The following is a 26,419-nucleotide window of genomic DNA, read 5'->3' on the forward strand; positions in this document are numbered from 1 at the left end:
CGTGTGGTCTTAGAACAAGACACGTACGCGAATTGTGCCTTCAACTTCGTGTAAAGTATCTAGTGCTTCTTTAGATGCCGTTGCATCAACGTCCATTACTAAATAACCGACATCACCTTTGGTCATAAGTGATTGACCAGAGATGTTGATGCCATGTTCAGCAAACAAGTTGTTGATTTTAGACAATACACCTGGAATATTTTGGTGAATGTGTAATAAACGGTGCTTGCCTTCAGTTAATGGCAATGCAATTTCAGGGAAGTTCACTGCAGACAAAGTCATACCTTTATCTGAATATGCAACAAATTTCTCTGCCACTTCTAAACCAATGTTCGCTTGCGCTTCCATAGTAGAACCACCCACGTGCGGTGTTAAAATCACGTTTGGTAGGTTGCGTAGTGGAGAAACAAATTCTTCACCATTGGCTTTTGGTTCTTTCGGGAATACGTCAACTGCAGCACCTGCAATATGACCAGACTTGATAGCATCTGCCAAATCTTCAATCACCACACAAGTACCACGTGCCGCGTTAATGAAAATTGCGCCTTCTTTCATTTGTGCAAATTGTTCTTTTGCCATGAAATTGCGGGTAGATGGTACATCTGGAACGTGTAAAGAAACCACGTCAGCATTTGCCAATAATTCGCCCATAGAGCCAACTTGACGTGCATTACCTAAAGGTAACTTGGTTACAGCATCATAATAAATGACGTGCATACCCAAGCTTTCAGCCAATACTGAAAGTTGAGAACCGATTGAACCGTAACCCACGATACCTAAAGTTTTACCACGTGTTTCAAATGAACCGACTGCAGACTTGTTCCAGCCACCTGCATGTGTATCGGTTGATTTTTCAGGTACGCGACGTAGCAATAAAATTGCTTCAGCCAATACCAATTCTGCAACCGAACGGGTGTTTGAATAAGGGGCATTGAAAACTGGAATACCACGTTCCATTGCTGCAGTTAAGTTCACTTGGTTTGTACCAATACAGAAACAACCTACCGCAATTAGTTTGTTCGCAGCTTCAAAAACTTCTTCAGTTAGCTGTGTACGTGAACGAATTCCAATGAAATGCGCATCTTTAATCGCTTCTTTTAACGCATCGCCCTCAAGCGCTGTTTTACGATAATCGATGTTGGTATAACCCGCTGCATTTAACACGTCGATTGCGTTCTGGTGTACGCCTTCTAACAACAAGAAACGAATTTTATCTTTAGGTAGTGAAAGATGTTGGCTCATTACGGCTCCGCTACAAAGGCCAAATTTAGTGGCGGTATGATAACATAGGAGATGGGTCGATATACATTTCCTTTATGACCAAGAGTGCAGGTATTTTTTGTCAGATATAATCTCTTTCAGAAATATTGCCCAAAATTGCCCTGTTCTTACCACGTTATATTATCGGAATTGCCAATATTCACAGGTTTTTCAAAAAAATCGCTTATAATAAGCGGCGCACATGAAAGCCAACCCACGCTGTTGCTTTGATGCACATATTTAGTCTGCAGTATCTTCATCTTCAAATAGATCAAGATGTGCAGACAGTCGCTTTTCTTCCTGTTTAATTCTTGCTAGGTCTGCAAACGATGAATGCTCCAGTCGCTTTAACCCCTGAGTTATTGACCCAATTAACGGCAATAGTCGGTGAAAACCGTATTAAAACGGATGCTGATAGCCTCCAAAACTGGGGTCGTGACCATACAAAGCATTTTGATCCGAACCCATCGGTCATCGTTTTTCCATCAAGCACAGAGCAAGTACAAGCCATTGTAAAACTGGCGAATCAGTTTAATGTGGCCATTACTCCATCGGGCGGACGCACAGGTTTATCTGCAGGTGCAGTGGCAGCCAATGGTGAAATTGTCGTCAGCATGGACAAGATGAACCAAATCTTGGAATTTTTCCCTGCAGACCGTATGGTACGTGTGCAAGCGGGTGTGGTGACTGAGCAACTACAAAACTATGCCGAAGAACAAGGCATGTATTATCCAGTCGATTTTGCATCTTCAGGTTCTTCACAAATTGGCGGTAATATTGGTACCAATGCGGGCGGTATTAAAGTCATTAAATACGGCATGACCCGTAACTGGGTGTTGGGTCTGACTGTGGTAACAGGCAAAGGAGATATCCTGCGTCTGAACAAAGGCATGATCAAAAACGCAACAGGTTATGCGCTGCAACATTTATTTATTGGCGGTGAAGGCACACTTGGCTTAGTGACCGAAGCTGAAATTAAGCTAGAACGCCAACCGCAAGATTTGCAAGTGATGGTGTTGGGCGTACCTGATTTTAATTCGGTGATGCCTGTATTACATGCTTTCCAAGCTAAAATTGATCTGACTGCATTTGAATTCTTTGGTGAATTGGCGATGCAAAAAGTCTTGGATCATGGTCATGTGCAACGTCCATTTGAAACCCAATGTCCATTCTACGTGTTACTTGAATTTGAAGCGCCATTTGAGCCAATTATGGACAAGGCGATGGAAATTTTTGAACACTGTATGGAACAAGGCTGGGTGATGGATGGCGTATTGAGCCAAAGCCTAGACCAAGTTGAAAGTTTATGGCGTTTGCGTGAAGACATTTCTGAGTCGATTGCACCGTTTATTCCATATAAAAACGATATTTCAGTATTGATTACTCATGTTCCTGCATTTATTCAGGAAATTGATGCAATTGTGGCAGAAAACTATCCTGACTTTGAAATTTGCTGGTTCGGTCATATTGGTGATGGTAACTTGCACCTGAACATTCTAAAACCTGCCGATTTAAGCAAAGACGAATTCTTTGCCAAATGTCAGGTGGTAAATAAGTATGTATTTGATACTGTGAAGAAATATGATGGTTCTATTTCTGCAGAACACGGTGTAGGCATGACCAAAAAACCATATTTGGAATATTCACGTTCAGCTGAAGAAATTGAATATATGAAAGCGTTGAAAAAGGTTTTTGACCCTCAAGGCATTATGAACCCAGGCAAATTATTTGATTTGTAATTCCTTTCGCCTTTCATTTATTTAAGTGAATTGAAAAACGCATCCTCGTGATGCGTTTTTTTATGCCGCTGTTTTAATTTTACATTTCTGTTCTAGCGTTTCTGCTCGAACAAGGCATCATAGAAGCATAAATAATAATCAACATTTTGGAGGAGTTATGTTGCGTTTAATCACGGTTTCCGCATTGGGTGTTGCGTTATTGTCAGGCTGTGCGACTACACAGAATATTATTTCACAAGTTACGCCTGCAGAAACACCTTTGGCGCAGGTACTCAAACAACGTCCAGATTTGCGTAAAGAATTGGCTACCGTTGAAATTCGTCAATACTTTAACCGTGTCGAAGCACCAACTGCGGCAGAAGTAAAAATTACCGAAACAGGCTTAATGGATGATTCGGTACGTTCAATTCGTAGTATTTATCACTTTAAAAATATTAATGGACAATGGCAGCAGGGTGATGTGCAAACCGCTTACTTATGCGCACGTGGTAAAAATACCAAGACTTTCCAAAGCAAAAAATGTCCTTAAATTGCTGTAGGGCTTAGGTAAATCTTGCCTGATGTTCTAAAAATGCAACAAAGCGTCTGTGGATAATACTCGTGTTATCCACAGCTTTTATTTAGGATGACTTCATTCGATTCAAAAACGTGTGAGCGCAGCATGTCCATCAAAACTCTAGCATTTCTACACCGCAATGATAGCCGTTTTGCCGTGGGTGATTTTTATCCTGTGCTTTCGGTATTTTCACATTATGAATTGGGCAATACTGTATCGCCTTAACCCGCTGAAGGAGGTGATGCCTAACTTGGTCTGATGTCACATCAAGTGCCGCAATTTATTTAACGGACTTAAAAAATGCGCCATAAATTTGCCATTCAACTCTGTTAAACTGCAGCTCAATTTTCTATTTTTATGGGCTAAACGCGGCTGACTTGCATCGTTTTGTCCTTTATAACTCATGCCACAGCAGCAAAAAAATACCATTCAACGTGCCACACTCATGTTTCCCTTGGCTTTGGTCTTGTTTGAGTTCGCGGTTTATATTGGCAATGACTTGGTTCAACCCGCGATGTTGGCCGTCACACAAGATTTTGGTGTCAGTGGTGCATGGGCAGCTTCGTCCATGTCATTTTATTTGCTGGGGGGTGCTTGTGTGGCGTGGTTATTGGGGCCACTCTCTGACCGTTTGGGACGCAAAAAAGTATTATTGGGCGGCGTGGCATTTTTTACCCTAACCTGTTTATTGATTTTATTGACTCAGAACATTGAAAGCTTCCTTGTTCTTCGTTTTTTTCAAGGTTTTGGTTTGTCAGTCATTAGTGCAGTCGGTTATGCGGCTATTCAGGAAAACTTTGCAGAACGTGATGCAATTAAAGTCATGGCGCTCATGGCGAACGTCTCTTTACTTGCTCCCTTGCTCGGCCCAGTCTTAGGTGCATTTATGATTGAGCATGTTTCTTGGCATTGGGGTTTTATCGGCATAGCACTGTTGGCATTTTTGAGTTGGTTTGGACTGAAAGCCAAAATGCCTGAAAATCAGCAGCGTATTCCCAAACCTCCATTTCGAGATGTATGGGATGATTTTAAACAAGTTTTTAAAAATACCAGATTCTTAGGTTTGACATTGGCGCTGCCCTTATTGAGCATGCCTTTAATGTTGTGGATTGCGTTATCTCCTGTGATGTTGGTGGAAGAGTTAGGCTTTAGTAGTCTGCAATACGGTTTGGCGCAGTTTCCTGTTTTGGGTGGTTTGATTTTAGGCAATCTGGTACTGATGAAAGTTATTGACCGTTTACCTTTAGGAAAAACAGTCTTGATTGGTTTACCTTTAATGTTGTTGGGTAGTGTGCTGATCGTATTGGGGGCAATTTGGCAAATCTATTTTGTTTGGTGTTTGGTGATTGGTATGAGCTTGATTAGTTTTGGTGAGGGAATGAGCTTCTCAGTCTTATACCGTTTCGCCTTAATGTCATCGGAAGTGTCTAAAGGTACTGTTGCTGCTAGTGTTTCAATGATATTGATGCTGTGCTTTTTTATTGTGATTGAACTGGTGCGTGTTTTATATATGCGGTTTGATATTTGGGCGTATAGTTTGGCTTGTTTGGTGCTGATAACGCTCTGGTTTAGTTTGCCACGCATGATGCTTAAACAGGTGATGCAGGAGCGAGTTGCTGCAGGGCAGTTTTAAGGGGTTAAATTTTTCAGCTGCATCATAAAACAAGGTGATGTGGCATCACCTTGCAAACATTTGATTTATAAATTAAAGTTGAGAAAATGTGTAATATGATGAAAGCTGAAAAGGACTTGCAGATTAAGCTTGTACTGGTTGTTCCATCTTTTTCAATTTAGCATCAAAAACAAATGGGCCAAAAGGTAAAATTGAAGCAATTAAGCCCAAAATAAACATTTTAAGAGACCATTTTTGTTTTTCACAAACCACAAAAAGCACTACTAAAAATGCGATAAACAATACGCCGTGTCCCATACCTACATATTTCACTAAAATTGGGTTATCGAACATATATTTCATGGGCATAGCAATAAATAACAACAATAAGAATGAAATACCTTCTAGGAACCCAACCCAACGTAATGTTTTAATGTTCATGCCCAAATCTTTTTCATGTCGATAAAACAGCAGTGTAGCGCAAATAGTGACAATCGCAAAGACGAGCTGTTGGGAGCTCTGCACATTGATGAGCTAGATACGATGGCTGCAAAATTGAGCTAATTTTTTGCAAATTAGTAGCAAGTTATTCAAAAACGAGTAAGTGTGGTTATGAAAGACGACCGATATAAAGCAAGAAGACCTGCATTGAGCGTCGTTTGAGAATAATCCTCAAAAAGATAAATTTTACTTTTTGCGGATAAGTCGAAAGGCATGTGTATAACCCTTAACTTATCCACAATTGGTAATAAATGTTTTATTGAAAATGCATCATGCTAGCTTAAATAATCCCACAGGCAATTCGCTCACCGCCGCCGCCCAATGGTTTTGGATGGTCGGCATAGTTATCACCGCCTGCATGAATCATCAAGGCCAATCCTTCAACTTGTGCCAATGTTAAACGGGGTGCAATCACGGTCACTTTGGCTGTCCCGTCGTTTGCAACACTTAAAGCCGGTAAGTCCCCTAAATGTCCTGTCAGCGGTGTACCATGATTCGGGATATTTTTGGGATTAAAATGTCCGCCCGCTGCCAAAGCAGCAACCATTTTTCCATCTTTTTCTGCTGCTGCACATGAACCTTTTTCATGGATATGAAAACCTCGTTCCCCTGCAGGGAGTTGTTGGAGTTGGGTGTGAATGACTAAGCCTGCTGCACTGTCACGCAGTTCAACCGTACCTAATTCCTTGCCAATCCCTTGTGCTGAAACAGCATGCATTTTTAAGATTTTAGATTTTTGTTGTGTGGTCGCGGTGGTGCTGCAACCCATGAGTACTAGGCCACTAAAAGCAGCAAGACTGGCAAATTTGAGTATTGAGCGCATAAAAGACATCCTATTTGTTGTGCATAATATTTAGGGATGTCTTGATTGAAGCAAAGTTAGCTCCGTTACAATACAACGTTTGCGTAGTAGTATGTATGTACTGTGTTGAGCTGATTTATTCAGATCAACACAGCCATGTGAGCAATATGATCAGTAAAACAGCTTAATCAAGCTTTGAATTGGATGATGAATCGTCTTCAGGGAGATCATGCGCAAGGGTAGCTTTGGGCATCATTAATCCTTCATTGTTGTTTTCATGCAACCACTCACGCCAAATAGCGAGTAAGACTGCCAAAATCACAGGGCCAATAAATAGACCAATCAGACCAAAACTGGCAATTCCACCTAAAACTCCAAACATGATCAACAGGAATGGAATTTGAGTGGCACCCGAAATCACCAAAGGACGAATCACGTTATCAGCAGTGCTGACCACACACACGCCCCACGCCATCACACCAATGGCTTCCATGGTATGCCCTTGGCTAAATAACCACAGCGACACCGAACCATAAGCTAACGGTGGGCCAAACGGAATTAAGGCAAATAAGAAAGTCACAATGGTCAGTACCATCGGATTAGGTACCCCAGCGACAAAATAGCTCACGCCTGCGAGTAAGGCTTGCGCAATTGCGGTGAGTCCAACGCCATAGACCACAGCACGTGTGGTTTCAGAAATAGTATCTAAATAGTGATGAATACGTGGCCCAATCACCATTTCCAAAGCTTTGCTGACTTGATGCAAAATGGTGTGACCATCGCGGTAGAAAAAGAATAACGATAGCAGGGCAAAACCAAGTTTGATTAGGTTTTTGCTGACTTCATTAATCACCACTTTGCCGTAATTTAAATGCCCTTGAATCCATAAGGAAATGGATTGCACAATGCTGTTCGGATCGTGATTAATTTCTTTAAGGGTGCGGGTGACTTCTTTACCAATAATAGGTAAATTGCGAATGAAATCAGGGACATTTAAGTGTCCGGAAAAGACCTGTTTTTGTAATTCGTAATATAAGTTGCGACCTTCATGTTGCAGGATAAAAATGGCAAAAGTGAGTGGAATGCCGACCACCAACGTGACCATCAGCATCATTAAGGCTGCGCTAAGCGTAGGACGATGACCGCATAAACGTAGCACCGACTGATATAGTGGCCAGCTCATATAGGCAATGATTGCTGCCCAAACAACAGGAACAATAAAATATTTGAGTATGTGAAAACCCAAAAAGATCAGGACAAAAAACAGTCCAAACAATAAAATTTTTTGTAATGTTGGCGCGTACTGTTGCACTGAATTCACTGAAACATTCCTAAGGTCATGTGCCATATTAACTGAAAAAAAAGCTCCCGAAAACGAGAGCTTGGTAAGTTCTGGTGAATAAGTTCTAAACGGTGGCGATTCTAGGCTTTAAAACCATTGAGCAGGGTCATCTACAATGGCATTCAGTACAGGCTGCCATTGATCTTGCATTTGCAGATAAGTTTTTTGGGTTTTATCAAAAATACTTAAACCTTGCATTGCCAATTGTCCGTAAGCGGCACGTTCTGAAATCCATGCCACAGGCTGTTGCTCGATTTTCTGGAAAAAATCCTGAATATCTTTAGAGCTGGCAGAGTTGGGTTTGACCCGATTGGCCAACAGCAAAATTTGGACTTTGCCTTTACGAATCCGCTTAATGTCTTGTAAGTGTTTTAAGAAGCGACGGGTGGAGTCAATGTCAAAAAATGAAGGCTGTAGAGGTGTGATAATGGCATGTGCTTCGCTAATCAGCTGCTCGGCATGCTCACCCGATAACGCACCAGGTGCATCAATAATTAAATATTCAATGTTTTTGGGTGCATCGCCAATCGACTTTTCATGACGCCAATCTAAACTTTGAATTGGAGCGGCTGTTTCTGGTCGTTGTTTTAACCATTGCAGCGCAGATTTTTGATTGTCGGCATCCGCCAAAGCAACTTTATAGCCTTTTTGTGCAAGCGCAGATGCTAAACTAATAGCCGTAATGGTTTTTCCACAGCCACCTTTTTGGTTGGCAATTAATATAGTTTTCATGACCCTCGAATCGATTTTAATCTGCTCATCCCTAGCATATCATTGTTTTGTGCTCGGAATATGACAGTTGACAAAAGTCGTATCGAGTTCTGCAAAAAAGGTTTAGGAAGGTTTTATGTCAATCTGGATGGCGATGCTGATTGGTGCCTGTATAGGCGTGGTGCTGACCACCTTAATTTTAAGCAATAGCCGCAATGGACGGATTAAAGCCGAGTATGAACAATATATTGCAGAAATTGAACTGTCACATCAGCAGGCATTATTGCAGGCACAAAAGCGCAGTGTAAATACCAGTCGTGCGGTACTGAAAGGCAAAATGGCAGAGCAATTAGCACCGATTATGCCCGAATTTCAGTATTTACCGAGCGATGCCAAATTTTTAGGTGATCCTGTTGATTATATCGTGTTTGATGGCTATACCGATTATCGGGATGGCAATGGGCATGCCGAAGATATTGCAATCGTCCTAATTGATATTAAAAGTGGTGGCGCACGTTTGACCAAAGGTCAGCAAGCAATTGCGCAGGCCATTCAGCAGGGCAGACTGCGTTTTGAAACCATTCGGATTGATTTTGAGGATTGTGATTAAAGAGGTTTATGTACTCGCGCCAATAACATGCGCTGTGCAAGACTTGGAATGCCTGCAATATCAATATATTGGACTTCACCCAATTCAAAACCAGTTTCGAGTAGGGCAATTTCAATGTCACGGTTTAAGTGACAGCCATCTGCAACTTTCTTTTGAATTGGTGTGAGCAGATGTTGCAAACGCTGAATATTTAAGTTTTGTCGATTTAAAACGTGTTCTACGAGGTGCAAAGTGCCGCCCGGTTGTAAGACACGATAAATCTCTCGCAAGCTTTGTTCTAGGTCTGGAATACTGCACAACGTCCAAGTGGATACCACATGCTGTAATTGATTATTTGCAAAAGGCAGTTGTTCTGCACTTGCGGTGATCTGCTCAACCACGAACGGTGCTGCATCAATTCGTTCCTGCGCCAATTGGAAAATTGCTGCATTGGATTCTAAGGCATACACGGTATCTACACCTTGATAAAAAGGTAAATTTAAACCTGTGCCAAAGCCAATTTCCAAAACTTCTCCCGATACGCTCAATAAAAGCTCTCGTCGCAAATCCATTAAGGATGGGGTTTGCATGACTTGATTCAGCAAGTGCGGAAAAATATGTTTTTGAAAAAATTTATCCACTGGAGCGTAAAACCTCGTGGTTCAGCACGAGGATACAAGCGACTGGAGTAAATCATATGAACGACACGAAATGTCTTTTTAAATACTTGTACTATAGTCACTATTAAGAAAAATACTGTTAAAATAATTGGATGAAGACACTCAAATTACGCATAAAAGACAAACATTGCAAGGTGCTAAATCAGTTAGCATCCGAAGTAAATTTTGTCTGGAATTATGTCAATGATTTGTGTTTTAAGCATCTACAACGTAAACAACAATTCTTTTCAGCATACGACATTGCAAAATACACGAAAGGCACATCGAAAGAATGCAACTTGCACAGTCAAACTATTCAGGCAGTGACAGAAGAATTGGTCACAAGACGCAAGCAGTTCAAAAAAGCAAAACTAAAATGGCGTGTCAGTAATAAAAAATCAGCTATACGTTCACTGGGTTGGATACCGTTTAAAAAGGTTGCAATCAAATATGCTGATGGCTATGTTCAATATGGCAAGCATCAATTTAAACTATGGGATAGTTACGGATTAAGTCAATACAATATCAAAACAGGCACATTCGTAGAAGATAGTCGTGGACGTTGGTATGTTTGTCTTGTTATAGATTCACCAAAGCAAGCTAAGCCAACGTCAAGCAAAGCCATAGGTATTGATCTAGGTTTAAAAGATTTAGCGACTTGTTCAGATGGCGTAAAACTTAAAGCCCCTCAAATCTATCGGCAATATGAACAAAAACTTGGTATTGCTCAACGTGCAAAAAATAAGAAACGTGTCAAAGCCATCCATGCCAAGATTAAAAATGTAAGACAAAACATGCTGCATCAATTCAGCCGAAAATTGGTGAATGAACATGCAGCCATCTTCGTTGGCAATGTGAATGCCAAAGCATTAGCGCAGACCAAACTAGCCAAGTCTGTGCTAGATGCCAGTTGGACAACACTAAGAACCATGCTCAAGTATAAATGCGAGAACGCAGGGGTATGTTATGAAGAAGTCAATGAAGCCTATACCACCCAAATTTGTTCGTGCTGTGGCTCACGCTCCAGTAGTCCGGAAGGTAGAGCAGGACTTGGAATAAGAGAGTGGCAGTGTGTGGAGTGCGGTACGCTCCATGATCGGGATGTAAATTCCGCACTGAATATTCTTGCGCTCGGACATGAGCGTCTAGCAGTAGGAATCTCCGTCCTTTAGGTCGAGGAGGATGTCAAAGAGCATGTGCAGATCTGATTATGGATTTTATGACCCTAAGCTTAGCTGAAATTACAGGTTTTTGGTCATGCCAGAATAAGCGAATGAATGCATTTTGTTACCAATTTCAACTATTGTATTCATAATCTGTGATTAAGATAAATATAGATAGATGAATTTGTTAGGTAGACTTTAGAATGAACACACATATTTCGCTAAAACTTATGGCATTGTTAATGACTTTGGCTTTGCCATGTTCTGTCTATGCCTCAGTCGAGCGTAATATTGCCAAAGGTCTGCCTCCTGTATTGAAAAGTCAGTCGATTGAAGTGTTGCAACCCTTTAAAGGTGATTTTCGGATTTTGGGTTCAAAAACCTATCAGGATGATGCCCAAGCCAAATTTTCTCCGATTGATTATGCGGTGAGTTGGGGTTTATTTGCTGAGCCTGAAATTGCCCGTCATATTACCGTCAATCAATATGACCGCTATTTAAACTGGAAAATAGACCGTTTACCTGTGCCTGCAGAACAAGCCATGCAAATGGTGTCTAATATGCATATCATTCCTGCCAACCCAAAAATTGCCAAAGACATTCAAAAAGTAAAACGTGGTGATTTGGTGCGTTTAAAAGGTGAGTTGGTTGAGGTGAAAGATCAGGACTTGGTTTGGACATCATCTCTCACACCAACCGATACGGGGGATGGTGCGTGCGAAGTATTTCGCGTCAGTTCAATTCAGTGGATTGAAAAGGTTAAAAGTTAGGACAGGGTGATGAATTGCTATTTGCGCATGGGTTTGAGTGGATGTGTTGTGGCATTGGGCTTAAGCGCATGCACACTTATGAATTCAAGCATTGATGGGCAAACTTTTAAATTTACAGCGCAGCAGCAATGTCCCGCATTGTTAGAGATGGATGTCGGACAAACTTTAGAATTACAACTGAATGAAAACCCAAGTACAGGCTATCAATGGAGTTTGGTAGAGTCACTGAAGCTATTTGATGTAGAAAGTATTTATCATACTGCTGAAGCTTCATCTTCTGCTCAAGTAGGGCAAGGTGGACAAAAAATATTTTATTTTCAGGCAGTCAAGGCTGGTCAGGAATTGCTCCACGTGAAACATGCCCGTGCATGGGAAAAAACCGCAATACAAGAATGGCAATGTCGGGTGCGTATTTCTTGATATGTTTGATTATGCTAAACAGCTTGAATTGTTGTGAGATTTAGCAGCAAAAAATCTATAATTTTCTTAAAATAAAAAGCCGTGTGAGGCTGTTTATAATCAGTATCGCACGGCTTTCCTATCTAAATTTAAAACTAAAATACTAAAAATTATTTGGCGCTGAGTGCTTGTCCTTCAAATTGGATGCCATCCCAACCGTGCTGCATAAACTGGCGGATATTTTGATGATCAATTCCTTCAGGTGTCGCAAGTACCGAAGCATAATGTTCCGCAAATAGGCTGAGGGTTTGCGCCTGATTTAAGCCATTGAGTTTCGCAAATGAAAAGATTTTGGCACTGCCTTGATTTTCAGTGGCCGCATTGTTTTGTTGTCCATTTTTAAATGCGGTTGGGGTGTGGTTATAGTGTGCTTCAATGAATGCAATCACATCGGCAAATGTTGCACTGCCTGCCTCAACTTGAGCCAATAATTCTTTTGCCATGACATCCTCCACATGTGCCTAAATTGAAATAATATGCAGACTAGCGCAATTTGGTTTTGAGTGGAAAACTTTTTCGTGTATTTAACTTATGTGATTTAGGAAGATGTAAAATCTGAGCAAAGATATGGATGCTTCGGGCAAGAATATCTTGAAATACAGAGAGAGATCACATGTGACTAAAAATTATGGCTGTGAGAAATACACGACATAGCCGCAAAAAGGACAGTAGAACAGATGAATTGGCTATTGGTGGCAATTGGTGGTGCATTGGGGGCAAGTTTACGTTATGCCGCAAGCCTGTATTTATTTAAATCGGCACAGCATTTTCCATGGGCAACGTGGTCGGTCAATCTGTTTGGCTGCTTTTTGGCAGGTGTATTTTTTGCATTGAGTCAGAAATATCCTGTGTTGCAGCAGGAAGCCCGCTTATTACTGATGGTAGGTATTTTAGGTGGCTTTACCACTTTTTCCAGTTTTAGTTTGGAAACTTGGCAACTCTTAAGACATGGACAGCAAGGTATGGCGTTTAGTTATGCGCTTTCCAGTGTGGTTTTGGGAGTGATGTTGCTGGGATTGGGTTTTTATGTGATTCAACAGTTTTTAAAACATTAGATTAGGGTCTGTACCAAATCAATCGTTGAGTAGAAAAATCCATTAGATAAAAATTATAAATAAAAAGAAGCCCAAGCTGGAGGAGAGTGCTTGGGCTTTGAAGATAGAGGATATCCCATCGTTTCGATGAGCAATCTTGCTATGTTTAAAATATAAAACAGAAAACTTAACTGAATATGAAGTGATTGTGAGATTTTGCAATAAAACTCAAGCTTAGCGTTTGAAACGTGCAAAGCGTTTGTTGAAGCTTGCCACACGTCCTTCATTGCTGGTTTGACGTTGTTCGCCTGTGTAGAACGGATGCGATGCGCTTGAAATATCCAAAGTCACATAAGGATATACTTTGCCTTCATATTCTTTACTTTGGCTGCTTTGTAAGGTGCTGCCAATCACAAAATAGGCATTGGCGTTGGTGTCGTGAAATAAAACTTCACGATATTCTGGGTGGATATTCGGACGCATGAGATTTCTCCAAACTAAGTGTATATTTAAGTAAATGTTATAACATAACATTTGATTTGGCAAATAAAACCCACATGCATTCTTTCTAGTGAGTTTTACATAAAAATTATCCAATCTTTTTCTAAACCCGTTGTATAAGGGCTTTCATTGAGGGAATAGTGTCTGCACAGATTAAATAATTTTTTCTATTTGAAGTGAAAAGGCATCGTAAGAACAAGTTTGACCCGTGCCATTTTAAGGCATAAAATGGCATTTAGTGGTGTAAATGGAGCATATGATGACAACATTGGTAAAAAAACGGGTTCAATACACGGTTGATCAGGCAATTATGGAATCAGCAGAATACATTATGACAAAAGTTGGTCTGACGCCTGCTACTGTAATGAGCATGGTTTATGCTGAAATTGCACGAACTGGCAAAATACCTGTCACGACTCAGGTGAGTGACGAGGATTTGAATACAGCAAGATTAATCGCGATGAGCCATAATGTTCCTAGTGTAAAAGTGTCTAGCGCTGCTGATGCTGCTGCTTTTTTAGAAGATGATGGCGGCTACTAATGACCCAACAACTCTATTGGGCTTATGTTGGCTTTACAGATATTGCCGATGGTAAGACCAGACCTGTGTTGTATATTCGCCAAACGGACACCGACTATGTTGTATTTCGTTTAAGTAGTCAGTACGAAAATAAGTCTGCTTTTATTAAAAGCAAATATGTGGAAATTAAAAACTGGCAACAGGCTGGTTTAAAAAAGCCATCGTGGATTGATACAGTACAAACATATCAGCTGCCTATCCAAAAAACACAACTCACTTATATTGGACAACTGTCTGCCGATGATCTGGAATGCTTAATCAAACACCTTGAAATTCAATAATTTGAATTTCATCGTTTCAACTTGAATGAATCGGTTTAGATAACAAAAAATCCTCCTACATTTGGGAGGATTTTTTGTCTGGATTATAATTTTAGTTACGGAGCATAAAACAGATTGGGCTTTATTTTCAGCATCCTTTGCTGAGTCCAAAGTTGAGTCTAAGCTCGCGGTGGAACCAACTCCTCAAAAATATCATTTAAATTATCATGTACTTTTAAATGAATTAAATTCCAATAATGCCCTGAAACAGTTCGATTCACCATTAAGGTATCGGGAGAAGGCTTAAACACATCCCAATATTTCAATGAACTTTTGACCAACTCAACGCCATCATGATGGGCAGAATTTTCAGCAAAATCATAATGTGTGGTTAGCGGACGCATCAGCACTTCTAACCATTGCAAATATAAATCTTCAGGGAATTTACCCAATGCAGAAATTGCCTGCAGTGCATCTAGATGCTGTTCAATTTCGGCAATATCTTGCGCACGCGCAGCATGAATCAGTTGTCGAAAATGATGCACTACATCATTCGATAGAGTTTTGACGCCGCCGTAATCATAAATCACCACAGAACCATCTTGGCGGAACGCAAAGTTGCCCGGATGCGGGTCGCAATGAAAGCGTTTTAAATAAAAGATTTCTTGACCCATGGCACGCAATAAACGTCGTCCCAAAGTGTTGCGGGTACGCTGTGACCATGTGCTTGCCGTTTCTATATTTTCACCTTGTTCCAAACTTAAGGTGAGAATATGCCGCGAAGAATAGTCTTTAAACACTTGTGGGATAATAATTTTATCATCCAAAGCCGCGTGAAAGGTACGCGCTACTTCTAGGTTTTGTGCCTCAATCTGGTAGTTCAGCTCATTGTCTAAACTTTCCTGAATTTCCTGAAATAGACGGTCTTGTAATTTACGGTCTATTTTAAGTACACCCATTAAACGCAGTGCCAAACGGACTTGTTTCAGGTCACTTTCGCAGGCTTCATCGACCCCAGGATATTGCACTTTGACCACCACTTGCTCGCCATTGGGTAAAATGGCTTTATGCACTTGCCCAATAGATGCGGCTGCAAACGGAGTTTCATCAAAGTGTTTAAAAATTTTGTCGAGCGGTTTACCAAGTTCTTTTTCAACTTGTGCCTTAATTTCAGCAAAAGGCATGGCAGGTGCTTGGCGCTGTAATTTACTGATGGCTTTGGCAACTTCAGGCGGAAAAATATCTTTATATTGCGAGGCAATTTGCCCGACTTTCATCACCGCACCTTTCATTTCGCCTAAGGTATCAGCAATTTGGATACCAATATCCTGAAACAATTGGCTGCGTGCCGCATTTTTTTGTTCTTCATCTGCGGTGAGGTTTTTAATCGAGTTCGATACCGTTTTGGTTGCAATACTTGCTGTCATGCTCGCAAGTTTCATAAAGCGACGACCAGGTGTACGCGCCGTTTTTGCCATGCGATGTTCCTCAAGATCATCTTTACTATCTTTTGATCATAAGTGTTCGTGAGCAAAATGCCTACTTTTAATTGTTAAAGTATTTTTTGATCACAAGACCCACGTGCCAAAACGTATTTTGGCATGTAGGTGAGTAGGCTGAGGTTTATGCTGTAAATTGGCGTTCCAGTCGTTGATTGTTGAAATATAAACGGGTCAGAAGTAACACACAGGCAATGCTTAAACCGACAATCAGCCCGACCCAAACCCCTGCAGCGCCCATACTGCTGTAACGAGTTAAATACACGCCAATGGGGAAAGCCACAACCCAATAAGCAAGCATGGTAATCCACATTGGGCCCTGAGTGTCTTGCATGCCACGCAAACAACCTGCTGCGCTAATTTGCCATGCATCCATGAGTTGATAGGCAATCGCAAATAATAATAGAGACATCGTCACTTGCGCCACTTGCGGGTCGCGGGTGTAAATTGAAATGATTTCAGGACGGAAAAACCACATCAGCGTCATTGTAGAAAAGGCAAATACAGTTGCAGTTGCAAAGCCTAAGCCTTGTACTTTACGCATGGCGTGAATATTTTGTTCGCCATAATATGTGCCAATACGAATGGTCAGGGCAATTGCCAAAGACATGGGAATCATAAATAACTGAGATGTGACTGACATGGCAATTTGATGGGCTGCCAGTTTGGTTTCTCCCAAAGGACTGATTACAATGGCGGCAGTACTAAAAATACTCACTTCAAAGAAAATGGCTAAACCAATTGGTAGTCCTAATAGCAAAATGCGTTTAATCCAGACCGCATCAATCGCTTCCCATTGGCTAAATACCTGTGTGCTTTGATAGGCGCGACTTTTAAAAATATAAAATGCCAAAGTTATAAACATTAACCATTGCAAAATAGCAGTGGCAAAACCACAACCCGCACTGCCCAGTTCAGGCAGAGGCCCCCAACCATACATAAACATAAAGTTCAGTGGAACCAATAAAGCCAATGCCAACAGACTAATTACGGTCACAGGGCGTGGATAGCCCAGTGCTTCTGAATAACCGCGCAAAGCGGCATACATGGTCACGGCAGGCATCCCAAAACCGATGGCATGTAAAAATAAGCCTGCTTTGGGCTGTAAATTTTCAGGCACACCAAATAATGGCAATAGTGCAGGCATGAGCTGTAAAATCAGCCCTGCAATCACACCTAAAATAAACGCAATCCATAAAGACTGACGGGCGATGGTTGCAATTTTTTCTGGGGTACGCGCGCCTTTAGCCTCGGCGACTAAGGGTGTGGTAGCAATCATAATGCCACTGAACAGCAGCATAATGGGCATCCACAAACCGACCCCAACGGCAATAGCAGCTAAGTCGGTGGCAGACATGTGACCTGCCATAATGGTATCAATCAGACCTAAACCTGCTTGCGCAAATTGTGTGACCAAAATTGGAATCATCAGTTGAAAAAGCTGTTTTAATTCAAAACGGGTCGTGGTCACAGAATGTATATTTGACACAAAAAATCTCAATGCATGAGGTGCTTAGCGTTTGGGTATTAGCGTTGTAAAGTGAGAAGCACACCAATAAAAATCACCACGCTACCTAAAAGACGTTGCCAATTGATACTGACTTTATCAGTGCCCAAGAACCCAAAATGATCAATCAGCATTGATGTGACCATTTGTCCAAAAATAATCACCCCAGATAAAGTGAGTAAACTTAGTTTTGGAGCACTATAAATACTCATGCTGATGGCATAAACCCCTAGACATCCGCCAATCCATAAATACCATGGGATGTTGAGCAAGGTGCTGAGGTTGGGTTTTTCGACTTGCTGAAAAAATACCAGTATGGCTAAAACTATTGTACCAACCAAAAAAGAGAAAAGGGCAGCTTGTAACGGAGAATATAAATATTCACGCAATTGGCTGTTGATTGCAGTTTGAAAGGCCATTGCAATCCCGATGCCCATCGCCAGTGGCAAAATTAAGAGTAATTGGCTGGATATCTTCATCATTTTCACATTTTTTCTTATTAAACAGATTCTAGTCTAAAGCAAATTCTAGGGAATACATCAGTGTCCTGCTGTAGTCATGTTAAAATCTGTATCACTGTTTTGATTTTGCATTGAGTCTGTCTTTGAATCCACTTCAACCCATTGATATTCCTTTATCTTTATATATTCACATGCCGTGGTGCGTGCGTAAGTGTCCGTATTGTGATTTTAATTCACATGCAGTGCCTGACGGTAAGTTGAGTTTAGATTTAGAACAGGAATATCTACAGGCTTTGCTGGAAGATTTTAAAACCCAGACCCAGTTTGCGCAGGGACGAAAAATCCACAGTGTCTTTATTGGCGGCGGCACGCCTTCGCTGATTTCGGCACAGGGTTATCAATGGCTATTTGCACAGCTGAAAGCCGTGCTGGCTTTTGAAGATGACTGCGAAATTACGTTGGAAGCCAATCCAGGTACAGTGGAGCATGATCCATTTGCAGATTATTTGGCTGCAGGGATTAACCGTTTGTCGATCGGCGTACAAAGTTTTAATACCGAGCATTTAAACAAATTGGGGCGTATTCACTCCAATGATGATGCCATTGCTGCAATTGGCTTGGCGCGCGAAGCGGGCTTTCAGCGAATTAATGTCGATTTAATGCATGGTTTGCCTGAACAGTCTTTGCAGCAGGCATTGCAGGATTTAAAACTGGCAGTGGAACATGGCGCAACGCATATATCATGGTATCAATTGACCATTGAGCCTAATACCGTATTTTTCCGCACTCAGCCAATTTTACCTGTAGATGATGTCTTGGAAGAAATTCAGGCACAGGGCGAAGCCTATTTAACTGCACAAGGTTTTGTGAATTATGAAGTGTCTGCATGGCGTAAAGAGTTGCCGTCTGCACATAATTTAAATTATTGGCAGTTTGGCGATTATTTGGCGATAGGTGCGGGGGCGCATGGCAAAGTGACTTTGCATGATGGTGTGTATCGCTTCCAAAAAACCCGTTTGCCGAAAGATTACTTAGCCAAAGTACCTGCGGAAAACTTGCAGTTTAAAGCAATTGCAGCCGATGAGTTGCCATTTGAATTTATGATGAATGCACTGCGCCTGAATGATGGGGTTGAGGCAAACTTGTATACTGCCCGCACAGGTTTAAACTTGGATGATTTGCAGGATATTTTAAATACATTGCGTCAGCGGCAATTGTTGCAGGATGATCCGAAGCGATTGGCATGTACTGCGCAAGGGCATGTGTTTTTAAATTCGGTGTTGGAAGCGTTTTTGTGATTTGAGTTCAGCTCAGGCATCTGTCCTAACGCTTATCGAATATTGTGCTAGAGCGACAGCTTGTGTCTTGCACTGCATGCTATTTAAGGTAAATTTTGTTATTGTAATGGCTTTGTTATTGTATCGCCTTGAAGGTTTGAGATGAACTCTACTAGTCCAAAAGTTTTAAAGGCTCATGGTGAATTAGTGGTAAACAAAGAGGAAAACCTTTCCCTCTTTGAATCAATCCCTTTTTATCCAGAATACCCAAGTAAATTTAAATTTATTGACCTATTCGCAGGAATTGGTGGATTTCGGCTAGCGTTACAAAATCTTGGTGGCGAGTGCGTATTTTCATCAGAAATAGACCTATATGCCCAAAAAACATATTCCGTCAATTTTGGTGAAACGCCTTATGGTGATATCACTTTAGAGTCTACTAAAAATGCGATACCTGATCATTTCGATATTTTATGTGGAGGCTTCCCTTGTCAGGCTTTTTCAATTGCAGGTAAAAGATCTGGATTTGAAGATACACGCGGTACGCTATTTTTTGACGTTGCGGATATTATAAAACGGAAACAACCTAAAGCTTTCTTTTTAGAAAATGTTAAAGGCTTAATTAGTCATGATAAGGGAAATACACTTAAAACTATTTTAAAAACATTAAGAGATGATTTAGGTTACTACGTTGCTGAGCCTCAAATTATAAATGCTAAAGATTTTGGTGTTCCCCAAAATAGAGAGCGAATTTTTATTGTAGGCTTCCATAAAGATACTGGAATTCAAAATTTCTCTTATCCACAACCATTAAATAAAAAAACCTGTTTTGCCGATATAAAGGAAACTCAGGTTGTACCTACTAAATATTACTTATCTACACAGTATTTAGATACCTTGGAAAAGCATAAAGCTCGACATGAAAATAAAGGAAATGGTTTTGGTTACGCTATTATTCCAGATCACGCAATTGCCAATGCCATAGTTGTAGGTGGAATGGGGAGAGAGCGTAATTTAGTTATAGATCATAGAATTACAGACTTTACTCCAACTACTAGAATTAAAGGAGAGGTAAATCGGAAAGGTATTCGGAAAATGACGCCAAGAGAATGGGCACGGTTGCAGGGGTTTCCAGATCATTTCAAAATCGTGGTTTCAGATGCCTCAGCCTATAAACAATTTGGAAATTCTGTTGCTATTCCAGCGATACAGGCAACTGCAAAAGAAATATTAAAAGCATTGAAGATTGGTGAGTATGATTACAGCAAATAAGGGGGAATGGAGTGAACTCTATGCCATTTTTAAATTACTATGTGATGGGGAGTTAAGTGCGGGTGATGAAAACTTAAATAAAATAAATAATTTAATTTATCCTGTAATTAGAATTTTACGTCAAGAACATCATCATTTATTCACTTATGTACCGCATAAATCAGAGGGTATAGTAGAGATTTTGCGGGGTGAAGATGTTTTTCAGATACCATTACAGGAACTCAGAGATATTACTCAGTTTTTGCTGGCAGAATTACAGAAAAAGCAAACGGCATCATTTACTATTCCAGATGTGGAAAACTTTATATCCAGATACCAATCAAATAAGATTAAAGCAAAATCTAGTGCGAAAAGTGATATTAGAATCGTAATTTATGATGCAAAAATTGGAACAATGCCTGAATTGGGATTTAGCATAAAGTCAAAATTAGGTAAACCATCCACATTGTTAAATGCAGGAAAGACAACAAATTTTATTTTTGAAATAAAAAATATTTGCCTAACCGAAAAAGAGATTGAAGATTTTAATCAGCTTGCATTGCCACAACCAATTATTAAATCTCGTATAGCACATTTAAAAATGTTGGGAGCCGATATTAAATTTTCCCATTTAAATAATGCTGTATTTGAGAATAATTTAATTTTGTTGGATAGTTTACTACCAAAAATTATGGCAGAAGCTATATTTAAATATTACACATCAACTCTTAATTCAGTTAAAGATATTTTTAATGAAATTTCTTATGAAAATCCAATGAAATATTCTTTTGAACATCAGCATCCTTTTTATCAGTTTAAAATTAAAAAATTATTGTGTGAAATAGCAATTGGAATGATGCCTGGTACAGTTTGGACAGGTAACGAAATTGATTCTACAGGTGGATATTTAGTAATTAAAGAAGATGGCGAGATCATTTGCTATCATCTGTATCATCGCCATGAATTTGAAGAGTATTTATACAATAATACAAAGTTTGAGATGGCAAGTAAAACCAAGCATGGGCAGAGTAAAACTTGAAGTGCGACATAAACCACCTAATTAATTTAAAGGGTTTATGGAGTATATAAAATTGTCATACCATCATCTTAACTTTGAAGATCGTACTGCATTAATGCTTGAGTCAAGAAAAGAAGGCTTTTCAGCCAGAAAATTTGCTGAACTCATTAAAAGACATCCTAGTACGATCTATCGTGAGCTTAAAAGAAATAGCATCAATGACGTTTATCAAGCTCGATATGCTTCTGATAACACCTTCGCTAGACGTAGACGTGGTCACAGAAAACTCAAAATCGATTCAATCCTCTGGAAATTTATTGTTGAAGCGATCCGTTGTTTATGGTCTCCTCAGCAAATAGCAAAGCGTTTAAAGACATTTCCTGATTTGGATCAAACAATGAATGTAAGCCATACAACGATTTATTCAACGATACGAGCATTACCAAAGGGTGAGTTGAAAAAAGACTTATTATCCTGTCTGCGTCATGAAAATAAAAAGCGAAAAGCTAACGGTGAACCTAAAAAAGATTCTATATTACAGGATATTAAAACTATTCATGAGCGCCCAGCCGAAGTTCAAGAAAGAAAAATACCGGGTCATTGGGAAGCTGATTTAATTAAAGGTAAAGACAATAAAAGTTCGATAGCAACACTTATTGAACGAAATACACGGCTCTGTATCTTGGCAACATTACCTGATGCAAAGGCAGAATCAGTGCGCAAGGCTTTAACTGAAGCTCTGAAATATTTACCTGCAGAACTGCGTAAAACGTTGACCTATGACCGTGGACGCGAGCTGGCAGAACATAAAATACTTGAAGAAGATTTAGGCATAGATGTATATTTCTGTGACCCACATTCACCCTGGCAAAAAGGCACATGCGAAAATATGAATGGTTTAATTAGGCAATATTTACCTAAAGGGATTGATTTAAATCAGGCAGATCAGCATTATTTAAATCAAGTGGCCATGTCACTGAATAAGCTGTCATTAAAAAGTAAACATGTATTCTTTTCCGAATTGGTTTGATACTCTCTCCACCCATTGCTCTATTTTATCAGCTGTCATGACTTGAAAATCTCGCCAATAATATTTCATCTGCTTCCATACCATCTCGATTCGATTTAACTCAGGGCTATAAGCTGGAATAAAATACAAATTCGTCGAAAAGTTACTTTTAAGTAGCTCTCTGTAATCAGCCATCTTTTTACTTCTATGAATCGAGGCATTATCAACAATAAGAACCAATGGAAGGTTATAAGTCTGTTTTACTTGTTGAGCTATTCCAGTTAAATAGGCATAAAACCAAGTGCTTGTAACTGACTCTTGTAAACAACTTGTCACCAGTTTCCCCGTTGAAAGCAAACACCCCATGACATTAACTCGTTTTAATCTTATTGCATCAACCGCATGAACATCACCTATCTTTGTCCATGCATAGCGGTTATCAGGTGTAGATGAAAACCCTGTTTCATCAACATAACCTAATATAATTTCACCACGTGCCGCTTGCTCTCGTAATTTTTCAATCTGCTGTGTTGCTTGTTCAAATGCAATCGGATCTCTTTTTTTTCAAGCTATGACGGGTACGCTTGAAGACCATACCTGAATCACGTAAAAACTTACGAATGGTTTCAACAGACACGGACACTTCGTATTCTTCATGTAGTTTGACTCGGATTTGTTCTGCATTGAGTGGACTTGTATTGACCCAATCTAGGATTTTTGCCTGATAGTCTGAGATCAATGTATTGGGCCGACCTGAGCGATGACCTTCTTTAATCGATTCAAACTCATACAATTCCCAACGTCGGCGTTGTAGCCTTATGGTTTCTGGGATACGTTCTTGTAGAGTGGCAACTTCCGCAACACTTTTACCTTCAGAAAGCCAGAGAATAGTTTGGGCACGTTGTCTTTCACGCCAATGTTTTGCATGCTTGGCCAGAAAAATGAGTCGTTCTCGCTGTTCTAAACTAAGTGGTACAGAAACAATTCGAGGCATGTGTGAACATCTGTTAACTAAAAAAACTTTTTTCGCATGATTAGTTATTTTTGTCAACTTACTCGTCCTAGAAAAGCGTTAGATTGGCTTACACCATTAGAGAAATTTGCTCAGCTTGTTGATTATCATAAGACTTTTCAAACTGTCGCACCTCATGTTTGAATTCGCCATGATTTTGGTCAATTATTTCTAAAGGACAATAAATTGTATCTGTCTTTAAATCTACAAATTCGCTTTAAATGATTAAAAATATATCTTTTATCTTAATATAGTTTGAACTTTTGATTCAATTTTCATAATAAAACTCAAATAGGATAATTTTAAATGGATTTAAAAACGTTTGAGTTACTTGCCCGCTATAATCTTTGGGCAACTCAAAAACTAAATCAGACTTTGCTATTGGTTTCAGATGATGATTTTTTCTTGGATCAGGGCTTATATTTTAAAAGTATTTTTGGCACTCTGAATCACTTGTTGGTCGGTGAGCATCATTTGTGGTTTCCACGTTTTGCTTTGCACCACTCACCAATTTTGCCATTAGATAGTATTGTGGAAACCAACAGAACACAGCTTGTTGAGCAACTTGAAAAGAAGGCTGAAAACTGGATTTATTTTTTAAATCAGGTGGATGAGAATGTTTTTCATCAAGAGCTGCACTATAAAACATCAACTGGCGTGGAGATGCACTTACCCTATGCTGCAACCCTAATGCATGTGTTCAATCATGCAACTCATCATCGTGGGCAAATTACCGCGGCTTTAACCGCAATGGGATATGTCTGTCCTGAGCTTGATTTAATTTATATGTTGCTAGAAGACAAGGCTAAGAAGCGAATTGAATGAAACGACTAGAAATTTTATGTCTAGTGATTTTAATTTTTCTGATTTTATATCTGATTCAGTGGGTATTTCATGGTTTTCCAACAGCACATTAAAAGTAATTTTAATTGATGTGTAGATTCGAGTACTGACTTTCTGAAGTAAACACCAAAAGAGCGCATTACGCGCTCTTTTGATTTACATCTGCTTAGAATATTTTAGTAGTCAAAACTAAAATGTTCTGGTGCTAATGCAGTCATGGTTTTAGATGGATTGACCATTGCTTCTGCATGACCTTGGGTACGTGGCAATAAACGCTCAAAGTAGAAATCTGCAACTTTGATTTTGGCTTTATAGAACTCAGGTGTTTCCTGACCATTGCCTTCAGCCAATTTGGTCGAAGCCACAGCCGCTTGTTGCGCCCAGAAATAAGCCATCATCACATAACCAGAGAACATCAAGAAGTCTACTGAAGCACTGGATACGATGTCACGGTCTTTACGTGCTGCCAACATAATGCGCACGGTTAATGCGTTCCATTGAGCACATAGCTTGGTTAAGTCCCATGCAAAACGACGCATGTATTTGTTACGTGCATGCTGACCACAGAATTTCAAAATTTCAGCGGTGTAGTCACGAATCACTTTACCTTTAGAGCTTAACAACACTTTACGACCAATCAAGTCGAGCGCCTGAACGCCAGTTGTACCTTCATATAAGGTAGAAATACGTGAATCACGTACAATTTGCTCCATGCCCCATTCTTTAATATAGCCGTGACCGCCGTACACTTGCATGCCGTGGTTGGCAGCTTCATAACCCATTTCAGTTAAGAAGCCTTTTAAGATTGGGGTATAGAAACCTAAATGGTCATCATGCGCTTCAAAAGCTGCAGTATCACCACGCATTAAAGCGTCGTTCATTTTATCTGCCAATTGTGCAGCATGATAAATCATGGCACGACCACCTTCTGCCACGGCTTTTTGCGTTAAGAGCATACGACGTACATCGGCGTGGTGAATGATTGCATCAGCTACTTTTTCAGGGTCTTTTTTACCTGAAAGCGCACGCATTGACATACGTTCTTTGGCATACGGTAATGCACCTTGGAATGCCAATTCTGCATGGCAAATCCCCTGAATTGCTGTACCAATACGTGCAGTATTCATAAAGGTAAACATGGCATGTAAGCCTTTGTTTGGTTCACCAATCAAATAACCCACGGCATTGTCAAAGTTCAGGACTGCAGTTGCAGACGCGCGAATCCCCATTTTGTGTTCAATAGAGCCACAAGTGACAGGATTACGCTCACCCACCGTACCTTCTGCTGTTGGCAAGAATTTCGGTACGATAAATAATGAAATACCTTTTGTGCCTGCAGGCGCATCTGGGAGGCGTGCTAACACAATATGAATGATGTTTTCAGTCAGGTCATGTTCGCCTGCAGAAATAAAGATTTTGGTACCTGAAATCGCATACGTACCATCGGCTTGTGGTTCTGCTTTGGTTTTTACCTGACCTAAGTCGGTACCACATTGTGGTTCAGTCAAACACATGGTGCCTGACCAAGTACCTGCAACCAAGTGCGGTAAATAGGTATCTTTTTGCGCGTCTGTACCAAATTGCATAATGGTGTTGATACAACCCACGCTTAAACCTGGATACATTTGGAATGACCAGTTTGCTGTACCCATCATTTCAGATTTGATGAGGTTTAGCGACATTGGCAGGTTTTGACCGCCGTATTGTTCAGGGTAAGACAGACCTTGCCAGCCACCTTGCACAAATTGGTCATAGGCTTCTTTAAAGCCTTTCGGTGTGGTCACATTGCCATTTTCAAAATGACAGCCTTCTTCATCGCCTGATTGATTAAGAGGAGAAAGTACATTTTCACAGAAATCTGCTGCACCTTCCAAAATCATATCGACTGTATCTGCGTCCGCAAGTTCACCGTTAGAAAGATTTTTGTAGTGGGTCGGGTAATCAAGCACTTCGTTCATTAAGAAACGAATATCGTGTAATGGGGCTTTATATGCTGGCATAGTC

General features: G+C 40.3%; 28 protein-coding genes and 2 pseudogenes. 16 read left to right on the plus strand and 14 right to left on the minus strand.

Translation table 11 applies throughout. The annotated features are described in order from the left end of the window. Positions 1 to 9: 9 nt before the first annotated feature. Entirely contained in the window at positions 10 to 1,242 is a 1,233-nt protein-coding gene (gene serA, locus F947_RS08590; RefSeq protein ID WP_004974541.1) for a phosphoglycerate dehydrogenase, read from the minus strand. A 347-nt stretch (positions 1,243 to 1,589) separates the two neighbouring features. On the opposite strand from serA, the gene F947_RS08595 reads away from it, so the two are divergent. The 4 genes and pseudogenes from F947_RS08595 (at position 1,590) to craA (ending at position 5,188) form a co-directional block, all read left to right on the plus strand. After that, positions 1,590 to 2,999, plus strand: a complete 1,410-nt coding sequence (locus F947_RS08595) for an FAD-binding oxidoreductase (RefSeq protein WP_004974544.1) — start codon at positions 1,590 to 1,592, stop codon at positions 2,997 to 2,999. Between the two features lie 157 nt (positions 3,000 to 3,156). After that, positions 3,157 to 3,528 carry a hypothetical protein gene (locus F947_RS08600; protein WP_004974545.1) on the plus strand — a complete coding sequence of 124 codons (372 nt, stop codon included), beginning with the start codon at positions 3,157 to 3,159 and terminating at the stop codon, positions 3,526 to 3,528. Between the two features lie 138 nt (positions 3,529 to 3,666). Beyond that, positions 3,667 to 3,777 (plus strand): annotated as a pseudogene (locus F947_RS14505) (pirin family protein); the annotation flags it as partial. 181 nt (positions 3,778 to 3,958) lie between these two features. Continuing rightward, the gene (craA, locus tag F947_RS08605) at positions 3,959 to 5,188 is read left to right on the plus strand and encodes a chloramphenicol efflux MFS transporter CraA (RefSeq protein WP_004974547.1); all 1,230 of its coding nucleotides are present in this window, start codon (positions 3,959 to 3,961) and stop codon (positions 5,186 to 5,188) included. Between the two features lie 123 nt (positions 5,189 to 5,311). Here craA and F947_RS08610 read toward each other — a convergent pair whose 3' ends face one another. From F947_RS08610 to F947_RS08625, 4 genes are all read right to left on the minus strand, one after another. Further along, on the minus strand, positions 5,312 to 5,608 hold the full coding sequence (locus F947_RS08610; RefSeq protein WP_004974548.1) for a DUF3817 domain-containing protein: 297 nt from the start codon (positions 5,606 to 5,608) through the stop codon (positions 5,312 to 5,314). 340 nt (positions 5,609 to 5,948) lie between these two features. Beyond that, on the minus strand, positions 5,949 to 6,437 hold the full coding sequence (gene sodC, locus F947_RS08615; RefSeq protein WP_249399394.1) for a superoxide dismutase [Cu-Zn] SodC: 489 nt from the start codon (positions 6,435 to 6,437) through the stop codon (positions 5,949 to 5,951). Positions 6,438 to 6,654: 217 nt separating this feature from the next. Continuing rightward, entirely contained in the window at positions 6,655 to 7,791 is a 1,137-nt protein-coding gene (locus F947_RS08620) for an AI-2E family transporter (protein WP_004974553.1), read from the minus strand. 108 nt (positions 7,792 to 7,899) lie between these two features. Next, positions 7,900 to 8,544, minus strand: coding sequence for a ParA family protein (locus F947_RS08625; RefSeq protein ID WP_004974554.1), 645 nt, complete (start codon positions 8,542 to 8,544; stop codon positions 7,900 to 7,902). Positions 8,545 to 8,659: 115 nt separating this feature from the next. On the opposite strand from F947_RS08625, the gene F947_RS08630 reads away from it, so the two are divergent. Continuing rightward, positions 8,660 to 9,133, plus strand: coding sequence for a Holliday junction resolvase-like protein (locus F947_RS08630; RefSeq protein ID WP_004974557.1), 474 nt, complete (start codon positions 8,660 to 8,662; stop codon positions 9,131 to 9,133). Here F947_RS08630 and F947_RS08635 read toward each other — a convergent pair. Next, positions 9,130 to 9,702 (minus strand): class I SAM-dependent methyltransferase, encoded by a 573-nt coding sequence (locus tag F947_RS08635; protein ID WP_042068701.1) that lies wholly within the window; start codon positions 9,700 to 9,702, stop codon positions 9,130 to 9,132. The two genes, F947_RS08630 and F947_RS08635, sit on opposite strands and share 4 nt — an antisense overlap. A gap of 182 nt (positions 9,703 to 9,884) precedes the next feature. Here F947_RS08635 and F947_RS08640 point away from each other — a divergent pair, with 182 nt between their 5' ends. The 3 genes from F947_RS08640 (at position 9,885) to F947_RS08650 (ending at position 12,124) form a co-directional block, all read left to right on the plus strand. After that, a complete protein-coding gene (locus F947_RS08640) occupies positions 9,885 to 10,943 on the plus strand; it encodes an RNA-guided endonuclease InsQ/TnpB family protein (RefSeq protein ID WP_004974565.1) in 1,059 nt (352 codons plus the stop codon). A 221-nt stretch (positions 10,944 to 11,164) separates the two neighbouring features. After that, positions 11,165 to 11,704: a hypothetical protein gene (locus F947_RS08645; protein ID WP_373683431.1), complete on the plus strand. Its 540-nt coding sequence runs from the start codon at positions 11,165 to 11,167 to the stop codon at positions 11,702 to 11,704. Positions 11,705 to 11,713: 9 nt separating this feature from the next. Continuing rightward, positions 11,714 to 12,124, plus strand: a complete 411-nt coding sequence (locus tag F947_RS08650; protein WP_004974582.1) for a protease inhibitor I42 family protein — start codon at positions 11,714 to 11,716, stop codon at positions 12,122 to 12,124. Positions 12,125 to 12,273: 149 nt separating this feature from the next. Here the strand turns inward: F947_RS08650 and F947_RS08655 are convergent, their stop codons facing one another. Further along, positions 12,274 to 12,606 (minus strand): HopJ type III effector protein, encoded by a 333-nt coding sequence (locus F947_RS08655; RefSeq protein WP_004974591.1) that lies wholly within the window; start codon positions 12,604 to 12,606, stop codon positions 12,274 to 12,276. Between the two features lie 234 nt (positions 12,607 to 12,840). Between F947_RS08655 and crcB the strand changes: the two genes are divergently transcribed. Continuing rightward, positions 12,841 to 13,218 carry a fluoride efflux transporter CrcB gene (gene crcB, locus F947_RS08660; RefSeq protein ID WP_004974593.1) on the plus strand — a complete coding sequence of 126 codons (378 nt, stop codon included), beginning with the start codon at positions 12,841 to 12,843 and terminating at the stop codon, positions 13,216 to 13,218. Positions 13,219 to 13,431: 213 nt separating this feature from the next. Here the strand turns inward: crcB and F947_RS08665 are convergent, their stop codons facing one another. After that, a complete protein-coding gene (locus tag F947_RS08665; RefSeq protein WP_004974599.1) occupies positions 13,432 to 13,680 on the minus strand; it encodes a type B 50S ribosomal protein L31 in 249 nt (82 codons plus the stop codon). 277 nt (positions 13,681 to 13,957) lie between these two features. On the opposite strand from F947_RS08665, the gene F947_RS08670 reads away from it, so the two are divergent. Both F947_RS08670 and F947_RS08675 read left to right on the plus strand, forming a co-directional pair. After that, a complete protein-coding gene (locus tag F947_RS08670; protein ID WP_004974600.1) occupies positions 13,958 to 14,239 on the plus strand; it encodes a type II toxin-antitoxin system RelB/DinJ family antitoxin in 282 nt (93 codons plus the stop codon). Next, complete coding sequence (locus F947_RS08675; RefSeq protein ID WP_004974601.1) at positions 14,239 to 14,559, plus strand: type II toxin-antitoxin system PemK/MazF family toxin; 321 nt, start codon at positions 14,239 to 14,241, stop codon at positions 14,557 to 14,559. The genes F947_RS08670 and F947_RS08675 overlap by 1 nt, the downstream gene beginning before the upstream one ends. 158 nt (positions 14,560 to 14,717) lie before the next feature. On the opposite strand, the gene F947_RS08680 is transcribed toward F947_RS08675, so the two are convergent. From F947_RS08680 to F947_RS08690, 3 genes are all read right to left on the minus strand, one after another. After that, positions 14,718 to 16,016, minus strand: a complete 1,299-nt coding sequence (locus F947_RS08680; protein ID WP_004974602.1) for an ABC1 kinase family protein — start codon at positions 16,014 to 16,016, stop codon at positions 14,718 to 14,720. A 145-nt stretch (positions 16,017 to 16,161) separates the two neighbouring features. Further along, positions 16,162 to 17,526, minus strand: a complete 1,365-nt coding sequence (locus F947_RS08685) for an MATE family efflux transporter (protein WP_004974603.1) — start codon at positions 17,524 to 17,526, stop codon at positions 16,162 to 16,164. 38 nt (positions 17,527 to 17,564) lie between these two features. Further along, entirely contained in the window at positions 17,565 to 18,026 is a 462-nt protein-coding gene (locus F947_RS08690; protein ID WP_004974605.1) for a DMT family transporter, read from the minus strand. A gap of 122 nt (positions 18,027 to 18,148) precedes the next feature. On the opposite strand from F947_RS08690, the gene hemW reads away from it, so the two are divergent. The 4 genes and pseudogenes from hemW to F947_RS08710 form a co-directional block, all read left to right on the plus strand. After that, positions 18,149 to 19,303, plus strand: a complete 1,155-nt coding sequence (gene hemW, locus F947_RS08695) for a radical SAM family heme chaperone HemW (protein WP_004974607.1) — start codon at positions 18,149 to 18,151, stop codon at positions 19,301 to 19,303. A gap of 141 nt (positions 19,304 to 19,444) precedes the next feature. Then, positions 19,445 to 20,554, plus strand: a complete 1,110-nt coding sequence (locus F947_RS08700; protein ID WP_004974609.1) for a DNA cytosine methyltransferase — start codon at positions 19,445 to 19,447, stop codon at positions 20,552 to 20,554. Further along, a complete protein-coding gene (locus F947_RS08705; RefSeq protein WP_004974611.1) occupies positions 20,538 to 21,572 on the plus strand; it encodes an HpaII family restriction endonuclease in 1,035 nt (344 codons plus the stop codon). Before F947_RS08700 ends, F947_RS08705 begins: the two co-directional genes overlap by 17 nt. Before the next feature lie 37 nt (positions 21,573 to 21,609). Next, positions 21,610 to 22,533 (plus strand): annotated as a pseudogene (locus F947_RS08710) (IS30-like element ISAba125 family transposase); the annotation flags it as partial. Positions 22,534 to 22,542: 9 nt separating this feature from the next. On the opposite strand, the gene F947_RS08715 reads toward F947_RS08710, so the two are convergent. Continuing rightward, positions 22,543 to 23,109 carry an IS630 family transposase gene (locus tag F947_RS08715; protein WP_121533679.1) on the minus strand — a complete coding sequence of 189 codons (567 nt, stop codon included), beginning with the start codon at positions 23,107 to 23,109 and terminating at the stop codon, positions 22,543 to 22,545. Then, positions 23,099 to 23,554 carry a helix-turn-helix domain-containing protein gene (locus F947_RS08720; RefSeq protein WP_004973749.1) on the minus strand — a complete coding sequence of 152 codons (456 nt, stop codon included), beginning with the start codon at positions 23,552 to 23,554 and terminating at the stop codon, positions 23,099 to 23,101. The genes F947_RS08715 and F947_RS08720 overlap by 11 nt, the downstream gene beginning before the upstream one ends. 324 nt (positions 23,555 to 23,878) lie before the next feature. Here F947_RS08720 and F947_RS08725 point away from each other — a divergent pair, with 324 nt between their 5' ends. Then, the gene (locus F947_RS08725) at positions 23,879 to 24,397 is read left to right on the plus strand and encodes a DinB family protein (RefSeq protein WP_004974616.1); all 519 of its coding nucleotides are present in this window, start codon (positions 23,879 to 23,881) and stop codon (positions 24,395 to 24,397) included. Between the two features lie 194 nt (positions 24,398 to 24,591). On the opposite strand, the gene F947_RS08730 is transcribed toward F947_RS08725, so the two are convergent. Then, the gene (locus tag F947_RS08730; protein ID WP_004974621.1) at positions 24,592 to 26,415 is read right to left on the minus strand and encodes an acyl-CoA dehydrogenase C-terminal domain-containing protein; all 1,824 of its coding nucleotides are present in this window, start codon (positions 26,413 to 26,415) and stop codon (positions 24,592 to 24,594) included. Between the last annotated feature and the right edge of the window lie 4 nt (positions 26,416 to 26,419).

The organism is Acinetobacter towneri DSM 14962 = CIP 107472, assembly GCF_000368785.1.
Lineage (GTDB): Bacteria > Pseudomonadota > Gammaproteobacteria > Pseudomonadales > Moraxellaceae > Acinetobacter > Acinetobacter towneri.